The following is a 13,080-nucleotide window of genomic DNA, read 5'->3' as shown; positions in this document are numbered from 1 at the left end:
CCTTGCCGAGCTCCTGCCGCACCTCTGCTGGGGTTGACCCCGATGGGATTGCTAGAATGGGGTCAGAGTGCCGTGCCCCAGGGAAGACTGCCTCCGTGATTGCCCTTTCCCTCAAACCCGCCCACTGCTCCTGGAGCGTTATCAGCTTTCCCTCCACCCTCTACACTCAGCCTGTCCTCGATCTCTTGATCTCAAAAGTCCCTCCTGCCTGGAGAGCGGAAATACGTTTGGGCCTACAGGAAGCAATCATCAATGCCGTCCGCCACGGCAACGGCCTCGACCCCAACAAGAAGGTGATCATCGAGTACGCCAGCTCGGAGCCCTTTTACCAATGGCTGGTGCGAGATCAAGGGCCCGGCTTTTGTCCCCAAGAGAAGCTCCACCGATGCCAACATAACATCTTGGAAACCGAAGAGTCGGGCCGAGGAATGCTGCTGCTCACCCAAATCTTCGACTTTGTGGAGTGGAATGAAACAGGCAACCAGGTCTACCTGGCCAAATACATCCACGCCAACTGCCGGGATCCCTGGATAGTCTGACCCTCCCTCAATACCACTGCCAAAACAGCTTGCCCATTTGGGTAATCTGGCGACCCTGATCCGGATAGGGAGCTTCAGAAACCGCTAGGGCTGTGGTGGCGAAGGCAAAGCGCGTGGATGACCAGCGGGATCCCTTAGCGCTCCGCGCCGCTGACGCGACCGGGTCGGGCAGCTCGCTTTCCAAGAGCAACCCCAGGGATCCATAGCCATAGCCCAAATTGCGGTGGGGCAGGGAAGCCACCAACTTGCGCCAGGCGCGATTTGCACTCAAGGGGGGATCCGCGAGGGCCGTCTCCAGAGCCCCCAAAGAAGAGGCCAGGTAGGAATAGCCTTTGCGATCGGCATGATACACCTGTGCCGGCAGCGGGATCCCCGACGGCGACTGGGGAAGAGCTTCTGCCGCCGGCAACGGCAGGGATCCTCCCTTCCCGCTGACTTCCAGCCGCTCCCCTGCCAACACGGGGATCTCCGGTCGATGGGTGGAGCGGTGAGGACTCCGTCCCGCTGTCGCCACCGGCTGGGGTTCTGACGGCAAGGACTCCGTCTCCCCCGCAGGAGTGGTCGGTTGGGCCCAGGCGGTGGCGGTGCCACGCTTCGTTGCCAGAGAGATTACCTGCCAGCCTTGGGCGCGTGCCCGCTCATCCAAGTCGAAATAAGGACTCCGTCCCGCTGTCGCGACCGACTCATCCGGCAGCTTACCGACCCACAGCCAGGCTGGATCCCCGTCGCCGGGCAAAAGGGCAAAGGCAAACTCTCCCCGTTCCGGCAACAGACGCTGCCAGTCCAGCGCTACCTGAGATTGCAAGCGCTGCCGCCACTGGCCGGGATCCACCCGCAACCCCAGGGAATTTAGGGGCTGGATCTGCCCCAGGCTCTGCCAAACTGAGACCAGATTCTCTCCGGAAATCAGCGCCAAGGTTTTATCCGGCAGATGTTGAAGGATCTGCGGGCGAAAGGCTTCTGCCGCCGGCAAGGAGAAGCCAGCGGGCGCATGCCAGAGGGCAGCACTTTCGGCCACCAAGCCGCGGAAGTTTACCCCCAACCCCAGCCCTACCGCCTGCAACGTCAGCCCATCTGAAGAAACCGCCTCTGGATTTTGCCAGAAGGCCCAACCCACATGCGCCTCCCGCAAGGGCTGGATGACCTGCTGAAACAGAGGCTGAGCCACCAGAGACAACTGCGGCAACTGCCAAGCATCGATTGCAGCCCGAATGGCAGCAGACTGCTCCGCCAACAACACGTATTGCTCGCCGAAAACGGCTGCCGAGAAACCCTGCAGGCCCGGAATCGGGCTAGACACCACCTGAATGCCCTTGTAAGTGTCTACCTGCACCGGCCTCCCGGCCAAGCTCTGCCGTTCCCACAACAGGTTCAGCTCAAATTGAGAGAGCGCCGCATCCCGCGTTTCCAGGGCAACCAAGGTGCCCCACTCCGGCAAACTGGCCAAGAGGGTGCTCCTCCCCAGCCAGGGCCGCACCTCCCGCTCGAAATCAAGGGATCCCCCGGCCAGCATGGATCCCAGCCAGCCTGGGCTTTCAGGGGAGAAAAACTTTTGCCACTGCTGACGGGCAGCGCGTCGCTGGGGGGCAGGAGTTGCCGCTTGCCAAAACGCTTGCACCTCGTCCAGGGGAACAGCCAACACCAGCAGCGCTTGTGCGGAGCGAGGGGCCAAACCCACAATTGGCGGCAGCTCCGGGTGGGCCAGCAACAAAGCCACCGGACTGCGGGTGAGCAGCCATACGACAACCCACACCACCATGGCGGCCAGAAGACCAAGCCCAATCAGGATCCCGCGCAAGAGTTGCCGTCGTCCCATATCTCAATCTCTGCACCGAGGGAGACATGGCGCGGACACCCAGGCTCTACTGCTCTGCACTGCTGGCATGAACAGGCCTAGTGAAGAAGCGCTGCCCTCAGTCCTGCATGATAAAACCTTACCATGGAACAGAGGCTAACCCTGGTGTGCCAGCTGGAGCCCACCGCTGAGCAGGCGGCCAAGTTTAGGCAGGCGGCCAAGTTTAGAGGCACCCCACAAGCCTTTGTGATCCGCACCACCATTCCAAACCAACGTGCAGATCAGCCCTGCCTTGACCAGCCCGGCAGCTATCTAGGCCCATCCGAAAGTCAAACCCATGTCAGAGTTTCAACTGGTTTCTCCCTATCAACCCACCGGAGATCAACCTAAGGCAATTGCCGGCTTGGTGAAGTCAATTTCAGAAGGCCATCGTTTCCAAACCTTGCTGGGGGCAACCGGAACCGGCAAAACGTTTACCATCGCCCATACCATTCAGCAGGTGGGCAGGCCCACCTTAGTGATGGCCCACAATAAGACTTTGGCAGCACAACTGTGCAATGAGCTGCGGGAGCTTTTTCCTCACAATGCCGTTGAATACTTCATCAGCTATTACGACTACTATCAACCGGAAGCCTATGTTCCCAGCACCGATACATACATTGCCAAATCTTCTTCCATCAACGATGAAATCGATATGTTGCGGCACTCGGCTACCCGCTCTTTGTTTGAACGGCGGGATGTGATTGTGGTGGCCTCGGTGAGCTGCATCTATGGTCTGGGCATGCCAGAGGAGTACCTGAAGGCTTCCATCCCCTTCAAAGTCGGCCAGGAGATCAACCAACGGGATGTCTTGCGGGATCTGGCCAGCATCCAGTACGAGCGCAATGACCTGGAGCTGGTGCGGGGGCGATTTCGCCTCAAAGGGGATGTGCTGGAAATTGTGCCGGCCTATGAGGATCGGGTCATTCGCATCGAATTTTTTGGCGATGAGATCGAGGCCATTCGCTTAATTGATCCGGTTACAGGTGAGATTTTGAACAGCCTCAGCGCCCTCAGAGTTTATCCTGCTCGGCACTTTGTAACGCCGGAAGCACAATTGGAGCGGGCGATCCTCAATATCGAGCAAGAACTGGAAGAGCAACTGGCCCTCTTTCGCAAAGAAGGCAAGCTCCTGGAAGCCCAACGCCTAGAACAGCGCACCCGCTACGACCTAGAAATGCTGCGAGAGGTGGGCTATTGCAATGGGATCGAAAACTACTCTAGACATTTAACGGGACGCAAAGCAGGAGAGCCCCCCGCCTGCTTGGTGGATTATTTCAAGGCCAACGATTGGCTGCTGGTGGTGGATGAATCCCACGTGACCGTGCCCCAAATTCGCGGCATGTACAATGGCGACCGTGCCCGCAAGCAGGTGCTGGTAGATCATGGTTTTCGCCTGCCCAGCGCCCTCGACAATCGCCCCCTCAAAGCCGAAGAGTTTTGGGCCAAAGTTCATCAGTGTATCTTTGTTTCGGCTACTCCCGGCAACTGGGAACTAGAGCAGAGCGAGGCCCAATTTGAAACCCTGGTGGAAGATGGCAAGACCCTGAAGTTCTATGTGCCCGGCAGCGGTCGGGTTGTCGAACAGGTAATTCGGCCCACCGGCGTGGTGGATCCTGAGGTGCATGTGCGCCCCACGGCTGGGCAAGTGGACGATTTGCTGGGAGAAATTTATTTGCGATTGGAGCGCTCTCAGCAGGGATCTGCCGAACGGGTGATCGTGACCACCCTCACCAAACGGATGGCAGAAGATCTCACAGAATATCTCCAGGAGCGAGGGATCCGAGTTCGCTATTTGCATTCCGAGATCACCTCGATTGAGCGAATTGAAATCCTACAAGACTTTCGAGAAGGGGCCTTTGACGTGTTGGTGGGGGTCAACTTGCTCCGGGAAGGGTTGGACTTGCCAGAAGTCTCTTTGGTGGCCATTTTGGATGCTGACAAAGAAGGGTTTTTGCGAGCAGAGCGCTCCCTGATTCAGATGATCGGGCGGGCAGCGCGGAATGTCCGCGGTATGGTGGTGATGTACGCCGACACCATGACCGGCAGCATGGCCCGGGCCATTGCCGAAACCCAGCGTCGCCGCGAAATTCAATTGCAATACAACCGCCAACACAACATCACGCCCAAGCCCATTGTCAAGAAAAACAGCAATGCCATCTTGTCTTTTTTGGCCATCTCCCGCAAACTCAGCAACCCAGATCTGGAAAAAGCCTTTCAAGCTGCGCAAGAGATCCCTCTCTCCGAGATTCCGGAGCTGATCGGCCAACTGGAACTGAAGATGAAAGAGGCCGCCAAAAACCTAGAATTTGAGGAAGCCGCCGAGCTGCGAGATAGAATCAAAAAGCTGCGTCAACGCCTTCTGGGCCATTCTCAGGGCACCTAAAATCCTTGCTCAGATCGGCCAAAATTGAGGTCGGCTTGTGCCACCATGAGCTTGCGGGGCAGCACCAGGGATCCCCAATTGATCGATAGGCGTTCGTACCAAACCGGCCATGCAGGACTCCGTCCCACTTAAGCGAGCAGCTCTTTGGGTTGGGCTGACGGTGGGGATAGGTCTCTGGCTCACCCCTGCCGTCGCCTCTGCCCCCTCAGGGATCCCCTTGGCTCAAGCCCTTGAATTTCGGGATCCCAACTTTTTCCTGGCCGATCCCCGACCCACACCGGCTGAAGCGCCAACTCCTGAGGGATCCCCTGCCCCAGCCCCCAGCCCAATCGGGATCCCTTTGACCGGCCAAGAGGGCACAGAAGTGCTCGTCGGGAACATACCGGTGTTCCGCCTGCAGACGGCAGACTACCCCAGCGATGTGCGGGCCGACAACGTTCGGGCGATCATCGAGCGCTTTCTGGAAGAAGGCCAGTTGCCGGAGCCAGAGGTACGGGTGGCCCAGGATGCCAATGGGCAATACATCTTACGCCTGGGGGAAAGAGGCCGCTTTGAGCGCACACAACGGTATTTGTTTACCGTCACCTATGCCGATGCTGCCGCAGAGCGCAGGGTGGCACCGGGTCAGGTGAACCTGAATGACGTGCGTCTGGTGGCTAACAGTTGGGCGCGGCGGTTGGAGCAAGCGATTGCCGATTACCGCGAAGATCTGCTGGCTCTGCAGCGGGCCCAGGATCCGCGCGTGCTGGTTCTGACCCTTTTGGCAGGGATCGCCACCCTGGTGGTGGGGTTCTTTCTCTGGCGGCTGTTCGACCGCAGCTTAACCCGTCTGCAACGCTGGTTGGAGCTTAAGGCCGGAGAGACCTGGGGCACCTGGATCGATGTGGGTGGGATGCTGCTGCGGGGCGTGGGGGCAATCCTCATCGCCGGCATCTCGCTGGATCGCGGTATCAGCTTCATCCCTGCCCTACGACCGTTTCAGCGCTCCTTTTACCTGGGCCTGGGTCGTGTGGTCGCCACGGCTCTGGGCGTTCTCACCCAGCCTCTGCCCAACTCCAGCGTTTCGATTGCCAGCTTGCTGGTCTTCCTCGTCCTCTCCATCTTGGTTTTCACCGGCGCCCACTACGTCAGTGTTGGCTTCAAGCAGCGCTTTTTGGCACGCCTGGGGCTGGATCTGGGCACCCAAGAGTCTTCGGCGGCCATCTTCAAGTACATCCTGACCCTGTTCGGCATCCTTCTGGTCTTGCCCTTCAGCGGCCTTAATCTGGGCTCCTTGGCGGTTATTGCCGGGGCAGTGGGTTTGGGGATCGGTTTTGGTTTGCAAAACCTCTCCAACAACTACATCAGCTACATTGCCATTTTGCTGGAGCGCCCCATCCAAATCGGGGATCTGGTGGAAGTGGACAACTTGCTCGGCACGGTGGAGCGCATTGGGCCACGGGCTACCGTCTTGCGCACCCTGGATCGCATCTTTGTGATCGTGCCCAACTCCCGCTTTACCGAATCAAAGGTGGTGAACTGGAGCTACCGGGATCCCCGCTGTCGCATCCACATTCCTGTGGGCGTGGCCTACGGCTCCGATACCGCCTTGGTTACCGAAGCTCTGCTCAGCGCCGCCAGAGAAAATGCTCGGGTGTTGAGCAGCCCTGCCCCCCAAGTCTGGCTCAAGTCCTTTGGCCCTTCTGCACTTAACTTTGAGCTGCTGGTGTGGATCAACCGTCCTCAAGATCAGTTTGTCTTGATCAGCGAGCTAAACTTCCTGATCGAGGCTGAGTTTCGGCGACGTGGGATCCGCATCCCCTTCCCGCAACAAGATATTCATATCCGCAGCCTAGAGGGATTTGCCCCCCTCAGTCAAAATGGCGGATCCCCTTCTTTGCCCGATACCGACTCCATTCACTCTGCCCTCAAAGAAGCGGCTCAATCGCCGGAAGACCAAAATGGTGTTTCCTAAGCTATTGCCTGCCATTGACACCCTATCGACACCATGTTGCAGCGGTTAGATGAGGTACTGGGAAGCTTTGGCAGCCATCCCCGTTGGGCTGAACTGAAGCAAATGCAAACCCTGCGGCAGCTCTGGCCCGAACTCGTCGGAGAGGCCGTAGCCGCCCAAACCTATCCTCTCAGCCTGCGCCGACAGGTGCTGCAGGTGGCCACCTCTACCCCGGCCTGGGCACAAAACTTAACCTTGCAACGCCAGATCATTCTCAGGAAACTCAACAGCCGGCTACAATCTCCCCTCAGCGATATCCGCTTCAGCTCTGGTGCCTGGCACAAGGGATCCAGCCCGGCTGCCCCCCATCCTGATGCGGAGCTGACCAGCAAGTTTTATGGCGCTCCCCGCCTAGCAGACCAAGATGGACAACGCCCTGGATCCTGTCGCAGCCCCAATCCAAAACAGCCCACCTCCGACCCGAAAGTGGCTTTCGAGCGCTGGGCCAGAGTGGTGAAGCAACAACAAACCCAGCAAAACCTGTTCCCCTGCCCCGCCTGCCGCTGTCCCACCCCTGCCGCCGAATTGGAGCGTTGGTTTGTCTGTGGGTTCTGCCATCGACAATCCTTGCGCCCGCCCAGCTAACTCAGGAAACTCGAATTACGGTTGCTTCAAATGGCAATCAAACGATTCGTCAGGTCGATCCCCAACTTCTTTCTTCCTCTGAGAGAGGTTGTGGATGGTTACGGCAGCGGCAAGGAGCGCTTGGGAAGCGTCTCAACCCAGTTTGAAATGCAACTGCGAACCCTTAATCGTTCATAGCCCGATAGGTGGCCACCGAAGACGGCGATACACGGTTTAAATAGCGGAAGATCCAATACTTAAAAAGTGTATCCAGAAAAACCGGAAAAGTAGCAATAAAGCCGTAGATAAAATCGCGGTTCTCCGGTACCCCCAAATGAGCAGCCAAATTACTCAGCAGCACCTCCCAGCCGTGGGGTGAGTGATAACCGACAAACACATCGGTAAAAAGAATGATAATGAAAGCCTTGGCACTGTCGCTGAGGCCGTAGATCAGACGATCCAAAAAAGACTTGAGGACTTCGATTTCCTCACGCCCAATAAAGATAAGCCAGCCAAACACCAGCAGCGAAAGCAAATCAGCAAGGATATTCTTCAATCCTTCCGAGTTCCTACGGCTATATTTTTTCAGCAGTTCCTCTGCCTTCATGGACAGTTGCTCTTCTGATTCCAGATCCCACTCTGGGGGTTGATGGTGCAAAGCTCGCTCAAATTCTATTCTTTCCTTGAAAAACTCGAACTCTGACAGGGCTTTTTCTTGGAATTCGTGGCTTAGAGCCACAATGGCAGGCTCCCGTTGTTGGAAGTGATCCACCAATGGCCCAAACAGAAAGTTTTTCGAGAGGATCTGGGTGAGCAGAGGCAAAACGGCCAACAACAACAGAAAACGAATCGATACCAGTGTGCGAATGCGAGCCTCCCGATACTCTTGGATCAGTTCCTCCTCGGCCTGGGAACTCAGCTCACGGCGGATTTGGCTGGCCGTGCGCAGAATAGAACGGGGCAGAATCGCAGCTTTGGAAGCGACCGGGGCAGCGCCATTGCCGGAGCCTGCCTTGACAGAGACATTAGAAGAACTGGGTTCAGTTGAGGTAGGTTGTTCTGGCCGTTCGAGAGGCTCAGGTGAAGTGGAAATTGAAGCAGAGATGGGCTGGGATTTTCTGGTCGGGCGTTTGTATCGAGAAGTCACCTGATCGATAAACTGCAGTTTCTCCAAGATGGAAAGATCTCGTCTTTGGCGACCATTCTCAGGGTTTTCGCCGTTGCTTTCAGGAGCATCGACCTCAGCGGCATGGCGTTCTTGATCTTTATCTTGGGCAGAAACAGGGCCACTGCCATTTTGCTCGGGATCCGGCAGGCGAGAAAGGGCGCTGCTGGCTCTGAACTCTGCCAAACGCAGATCGATCTGGCGCAGTTGCCGGCGCAGTTGAATTTGAAAGTAGCGGCTGACATTCTGGCCATGTTGCCCGTTGCTGCCGATGGATCCTCCCTGGAAGTATTGATCCTCGATGGCTTTAATGCGCAGGGCAGCCTCATAAGCTTGGTCAAGGGAGCGCAGGGGGGTATTCGAGATCCATTGGCCCAGCCTGCTCAATACGGATTCTCCCATTGCTCGTTCCCGTGGCACTCCCCATGGGGGCCGATCCACACATTACAGTGATCCGATTGACTAATTATTGTAACGAGTCCTGGGTGCCTAGGCGGGAATCCCAACGGTGGAGAAGTACTTGCAGAGACTGGCCCTGCCTCGACAGAAGTACAGACCGGCACCTTTGGGTCAGAGCAAACTTCAGTATCCCTTAAAGCGCTTGAGGGCAAAGCCACAGATCTGCAGCAGCCGCAGCCCCTCTCGCACATGGTGAATGTTGGAGCGACCATAGGTTCTGGGGAAATAGCGCACGGGGATATCCAGGATCTTCAGGGTGCGCTTGGCGGATCCCAGCAACAGGTCAAAATCTCCAAACGGGTCGAAATCCCCCCACTCTTGGCACAGCTTGGCAATCTGCTGGTAATCCTCCCGCCACAGGGCCTTGGTGCCACAGAGGGAATCTTTGATGCGGATGCCGAGAATATAGGAGAGGAGAGCGGCAAAAAAACGATTGGCCCATTGGTTCAGCCGAGGCATTGCCTCCGGTTTCAGGGGGTAGATAAGGCGACAGCCATTGGCAAAGTCGCACCGCCCAGAAGCCACAGCCCGGAAAAACTTGGGCATGTCCTCTGCCTGTACCGTCAAATCGGCATCGAGGATGATCAACACATCCCCTGTAGCGGCGGCTAGCCCCTTGCGCACCGCATCCCCCTTGCCCTTGCCCTCCTGCCGCAGAGCCCGGATATTGCGGATCCCTTGGTATTCCGCCTGTACCCGCTGGATCTCGGCCCAAGTCCCGTCGCTGGAATGCCCCTCCACAAAAATGATCTCGGTGCGGGATCCCATCTCGGGCAAATGTTCCACACAGCGGCGAATGTTGCCCGCTTCGTTCCGAGCCGGAATCACCACCGTGCAGGAAGGCTGCTGCTCAGGGGGGGGATCCCAGGCAGGGTCGGGCTGCAGGCGAGCGATCGTGTACTCTGTCAGGCAGAGGGCGTTGATCCCGGGCAATGGGGCAATCACCCGGTTGATCACAGTCGAAAGGAACGGGATCCGCCGCGGCAACAACAGCCGCTTGCCCTGCTGAATGACCTCGTATCCTGCCAAGTGCAGCAGGTTGGCCACATCGGCTGCCGATAACCAGTTGGCTGCCGGCAGAGGCATCCGTTGCTTGAGAGCGGTTGCCAAGCCCAGAATCGGCTCCCAGAGCGGGTTGTGGTGGGAGAGGATCAGGCGGGTGCGTGGGGTACAGAAGCGGCGCAACTGCTGGAGAACCTGCTGGATGTCGGCCAGGTAGCCCAGGGTATTGACGAGCAAGATCACATCAAAAGGCTCCGCCAAGACGGGATCCCCTTTGTCCAGCGTGTGGGCATCTTGCACCCGGAAATGGAGATGGGGAAACTCTGCCTGAGCTTGGGCAACAATGTCCGCATCCCGGTCGATCCCCACCCCGAAGCTGGGCTGCAAGGCATTGAGCAGGGATCCCGTGCCGGAACCAATCTCCAAGATGCGCAAACCGGCAGGGACAAAAAAGCGATGCAGCCGCTCCAGATCCTCGTGGTAGTAGCGGTTTTTTTGCCGCCAGTAATACAAGGGGTGGGTCAATGCCGGCAAGGGAGCCCCAGGGTGTCGCTAGATTCAGCTTTTGATCATAAGGTGCTATGGATGCTCTGCTGGTCACCCAACCCGGCTGGGTTCTTGACAACAGGGGTGAAGCACTCCGGCAATTGTGTACCGCAGCCACATCTCAGCACCCGAGTCTCCCCCCACCCGGCGACCGCGGTACAGGGAAAAGCGAAGCATCGGCGGGCAGGTGCCGACGAGCAGGGATCTCAGCGACGACGCACTTTATCCCTTTGGCTGACCAAGATGATGGCACCAAAGAGAGTCCCCAGCACAACTGCACCGGCCACCAAGCTCCAGAGGAAGTTAGCAAGTGAGGGAGTCATAAGAGCGTTTCCTCCTCGTGCAAATAACCGTTGCCCAACAGCTTTCCGATTATACCGAGCCCTGTCACCTTTCCAAAGCCTGCCTCTGTTTCCCGACCTCTGCCAGGCGCTGTCATTTGGTGGTTTGGTATTCCAGAGGCACCTCTTGTAAGGTCTGGCTGGTGCCGGCAAAGGGGTTATCCGGCGTCAAAAACAGCATACAGTGACATTCTTTTCGCTCCCGCATGGGTACACAGGGGCAATTCCAATAGCCTGCTTTTGCTTCCGCCTCTTTGTCTTCGTAAAAACGACAGGGACACAGCGGGGCGCCCAACTGCTCTTTGTGCAGAGCCAAGCCCTCGATCACCGCCGTTGTAATTGACGGATCCGAGCAGAAAAAGGTCTCGGAGCGTTTGGCGTAGGTTTCTGCGAAATGCCGCATCAACTCAAAGCTCTTCTGTGAAGACTTGTTGTAACCACGACTTTCCATGACGATTCCCAAAAGTGGAACTAACCGGCTGTTGCTAGCAATGGGGCCCACAGCTTTTTCCAGGGACACTTCCTGAAGCCAGCACAAACGTCTGCAGGGTCGGGATCCTACTGAGACCCCCCACAACGTCGGGAAAAGCTGTATCTCGCTCTTCGTTGTACTGCAGACCTCCGGGCAAGACAAAAGATTACGCCCTTGCTGTTACACAAGGCAACACCCAAGCGCCTTAACAAGAGCTGGCCTTGGCGTACTCCAGAGAATACCGTTAATGGGATCCCTCTCCTCAGGGCACGACCAACACCGGGCAGGGGGCAAGATCGATCACGCGGTGGCTGACAGAGTTATTCTGCCCCTCTCCGGAGAGGGTGAGGCCGCGGGATCCCATTACAATTAGGCTAATCTCCAGCTCGTCTGCCACATCACAGATGACAAAAGGCACCTTTCCCTCTCGATACTCACTCTTGACGCTGTTGAGGCCGATTTGATGCAGGCCAGACTCCGTTTGCTTGAGCAGGTTGTGGATGTTTTGCCGAGCTTGTTCCGCCCTCTCCGCGTCCAGCTCCGCGGCATCCAGTACAGAGAGCAAGTACACCTGACTTTTGTAGCGCTGCGCTATGTCTGCCACCAAGGGCAAGGCGTGGCTGGTCTCACGCGAGTTGTCGATGGGAAAGAGCAGCTTGTCGAACATAGTCGCGGATTCCGCGGTCAAGCCCATTCCCTATCCAAGTTGGGGGCTTGCCCTATTCTATCAATTTTACCGGGAGCTCAATGGCCTCATTCCACCCCTGCCCGTTTTCCTGTTGTCAGGGGCTCCACCTGGGCTGCTTCGCCCTAGCTGCAAACGGAGCTCCTCTGCTGTTTGGATGAGTAGCCATTCTATCATCCCGCGAAAGTCCAGCCGCCCTAAGCCATGCTGGGCTGAAGTTTACGCAATTCCTGCCAAAAATCCATTATTTTCAGATTGACCAAACTTGGAAAAGAATAATGAAAAAAGTGTCGCCCCCCAGGGCAAAACCACATTTGATCCCCTGGCTTTAGGTGGTTTCTCCACTTCTCGAGCGAAGCAGGATCCACAATGGGGTCATCCTTGCTGGCGCAAACCAACATCGGCACCGACACTTTCTGGGCTGGAATCGCTATCACCTGAAATAGGGAGTGAGGTATGGGAGAAGTATCCAAATCTTTAGCCAGAGCATAGGAGAGTGAGCGTGCTCGCCACTGTTCTGAAGTAGGTAGAAGGCTCTGGGCTATACGCACCAAGAGTTGTTCCCGACTCCAGCAAAAGATTTTTCGCTGCACATAGAAATGGGCATGCCAAGTGGTAGCAGGCCAACCTCCCACGGCCAGCAAGGTCAGAGACTGTACCCGCTGTGGGTAACGGCAGGCAAAAAGATAAGCGGCCACCCCGCTCAAGCCGTGGCCGATAAGATGAACGGGTCGATCCCAAGCTTTGAGATATTCGTATAGCAGCGTGATTACAGTCTCCAGGCTACAAGGCTCATCCTGGGTTTGGTGGTACTCCCAGTAGGCTATCCGAAAGCATTTCCCCAGGGATCCTAATAAAGGCTGATCAAAGAGCTTGAGACTGGGAGAAATGCCCAGATACAGGGCCTCAAAAGCGAGCGCAGAAGCGGAGCTTAAACTCATATTCGCTATTCCATCTCGACTGTTAAAACCATCAAGGCTGCTAGCCAAACAAAAGATCTACAAAGTCCAGTAGCCAGAAACCAACCGGCAAAGTGCGGTTGAACCATGCAATTGTGAACAGTGCAATTGCCATTGGAAAATGCGGCCCAAAGG

Annotated in this window: 12 protein-coding genes; 4 read left to right on the top strand and 8 right to left on the bottom strand. The window is 56.9% G+C overall.

The features are described from left to right. The first annotated feature begins 95 nt into the window (after positions 1-95). Complete coding sequence (locus NW870_RS06460) at positions 96-539, top strand: ATP-binding protein (RefSeq protein ID WP_011432443.1); 444 nt, start codon at positions 96-98, stop codon at positions 537-539. 7 nt (positions 540-546) lie between these two features. Here the strand turns inward: NW870_RS06460 and NW870_RS06455 are convergent, their stop codons facing one another. Continuing rightward, positions 547-2,355 (bottom strand): DUF3352 domain-containing protein, encoded by a 1,809-nt coding sequence (locus NW870_RS06455; RefSeq protein ID WP_414374521.1) that lies wholly within the window; start codon positions 2,353-2,355, stop codon positions 547-549. A 316-nt stretch (positions 2,356-2,671) separates the two neighbouring features. On the opposite strand from NW870_RS06455, the gene uvrB reads away from it, so the two are divergent. Continuing rightward, positions 2,672-4,759, top strand: coding sequence for an excinuclease ABC subunit UvrB (uvrB, locus tag NW870_RS06450; RefSeq protein WP_414374520.1), 2,088 nt, complete (start codon positions 2,672-2,674; stop codon positions 4,757-4,759). Here the strand turns inward: uvrB and NW870_RS06445 are convergent. After that, positions 4,756-4,887, bottom strand: coding sequence for a hypothetical protein (locus NW870_RS06445; RefSeq protein WP_414343450.1), 132 nt, complete (start codon positions 4,885-4,887; stop codon positions 4,756-4,758). The two genes, uvrB and NW870_RS06445, sit on opposite strands and share 4 nt — an antisense overlap. On the opposite strand from NW870_RS06445, the gene NW870_RS06440 reads away from it, so the two are divergent. Together NW870_RS06440 and NW870_RS06435 are read left to right on the top strand one after the other, a co-directional pair. After that, complete coding sequence (locus NW870_RS06440; RefSeq protein ID WP_414374518.1) at positions 4,869-6,713, top strand: mechanosensitive ion channel domain-containing protein; 1,845 nt, start codon at positions 4,869-4,871, stop codon at positions 6,711-6,713. The two genes, NW870_RS06445 and NW870_RS06440, sit on opposite strands and share 19 nt — an antisense overlap. A 33-nt stretch (positions 6,714-6,746) precedes the next feature. Further along, positions 6,747-7,337, top strand: coding sequence for a DUF721 domain-containing protein (locus NW870_RS06435; protein WP_414374516.1), 591 nt, complete (start codon positions 6,747-6,749; stop codon positions 7,335-7,337). A gap of 163 nt (positions 7,338-7,500) precedes the next feature. Here the strand turns inward: NW870_RS06435 and pxcA are convergent, their stop codons facing one another. The 6 genes from pxcA to NW870_RS06405 all read right to left on the bottom strand — a co-directional run bounded on the left by pxcA (position 7,501) and on the right by NW870_RS06405 (position 12,975). Beyond that, positions 7,501-8,883 (bottom strand): proton extrusion protein PcxA, encoded by a 1,383-nt coding sequence (pxcA, locus tag NW870_RS06430; protein ID WP_414374515.1) that lies wholly within the window; start codon positions 8,881-8,883, stop codon positions 7,501-7,503. 180 nt (positions 8,884-9,063) lie between these two features. Then, on the bottom strand, positions 9,064-10,467 hold the full coding sequence (locus tag NW870_RS06425) for a glycosyltransferase (RefSeq protein ID WP_011432449.1): 1,404 nt from the start codon (positions 10,465-10,467) through the stop codon (positions 9,064-9,066). Positions 10,468-10,694: 227 nt separating this feature from the next. Next, the gene (locus NW870_RS06420) at positions 10,695-10,811 is read right to left on the bottom strand and encodes a photosystem II reaction center X protein (protein WP_414374513.1); all 117 of its coding nucleotides are present in this window, start codon (positions 10,809-10,811) and stop codon (positions 10,695-10,697) included. A gap of 112 nt (positions 10,812-10,923) precedes the next feature. Then, positions 10,924-11,280 carry a ferredoxin-thioredoxin reductase catalytic domain-containing protein gene (locus NW870_RS06415; protein WP_414374512.1) on the bottom strand — a complete coding sequence of 119 codons (357 nt, stop codon included), beginning with the start codon at positions 11,278-11,280 and terminating at the stop codon, positions 10,924-10,926. Between the two features lie 283 nt (positions 11,281-11,563). Then, complete coding sequence (locus NW870_RS06410) at positions 11,564-11,989, bottom strand: universal stress protein (RefSeq protein WP_414374511.1); 426 nt, start codon at positions 11,987-11,989, stop codon at positions 11,564-11,566. Between the two features lie 194 nt (positions 11,990-12,183). Continuing rightward, positions 12,184-12,975 (bottom strand): alpha/beta fold hydrolase, encoded by a 792-nt coding sequence (locus tag NW870_RS06405; protein WP_414374510.1) that lies wholly within the window; start codon positions 12,973-12,975, stop codon positions 12,184-12,186. Positions 12,976-13,080: the final 105 nt, after the last annotated feature.

Origin of the sequence: Synechococcus sp. R50.1 (assembly GCF_047462115.1) — a bacterium.
Taxonomy (GTDB): Bacteria; Cyanobacteriota; Cyanobacteriia; order Thermostichales; family Thermostichaceae; genus Thermostichus.
The sequence above is the reverse complement of the archived record's forward strand: the minus strand, read 5'-3'. Positions and strand labels throughout refer to the sequence as shown.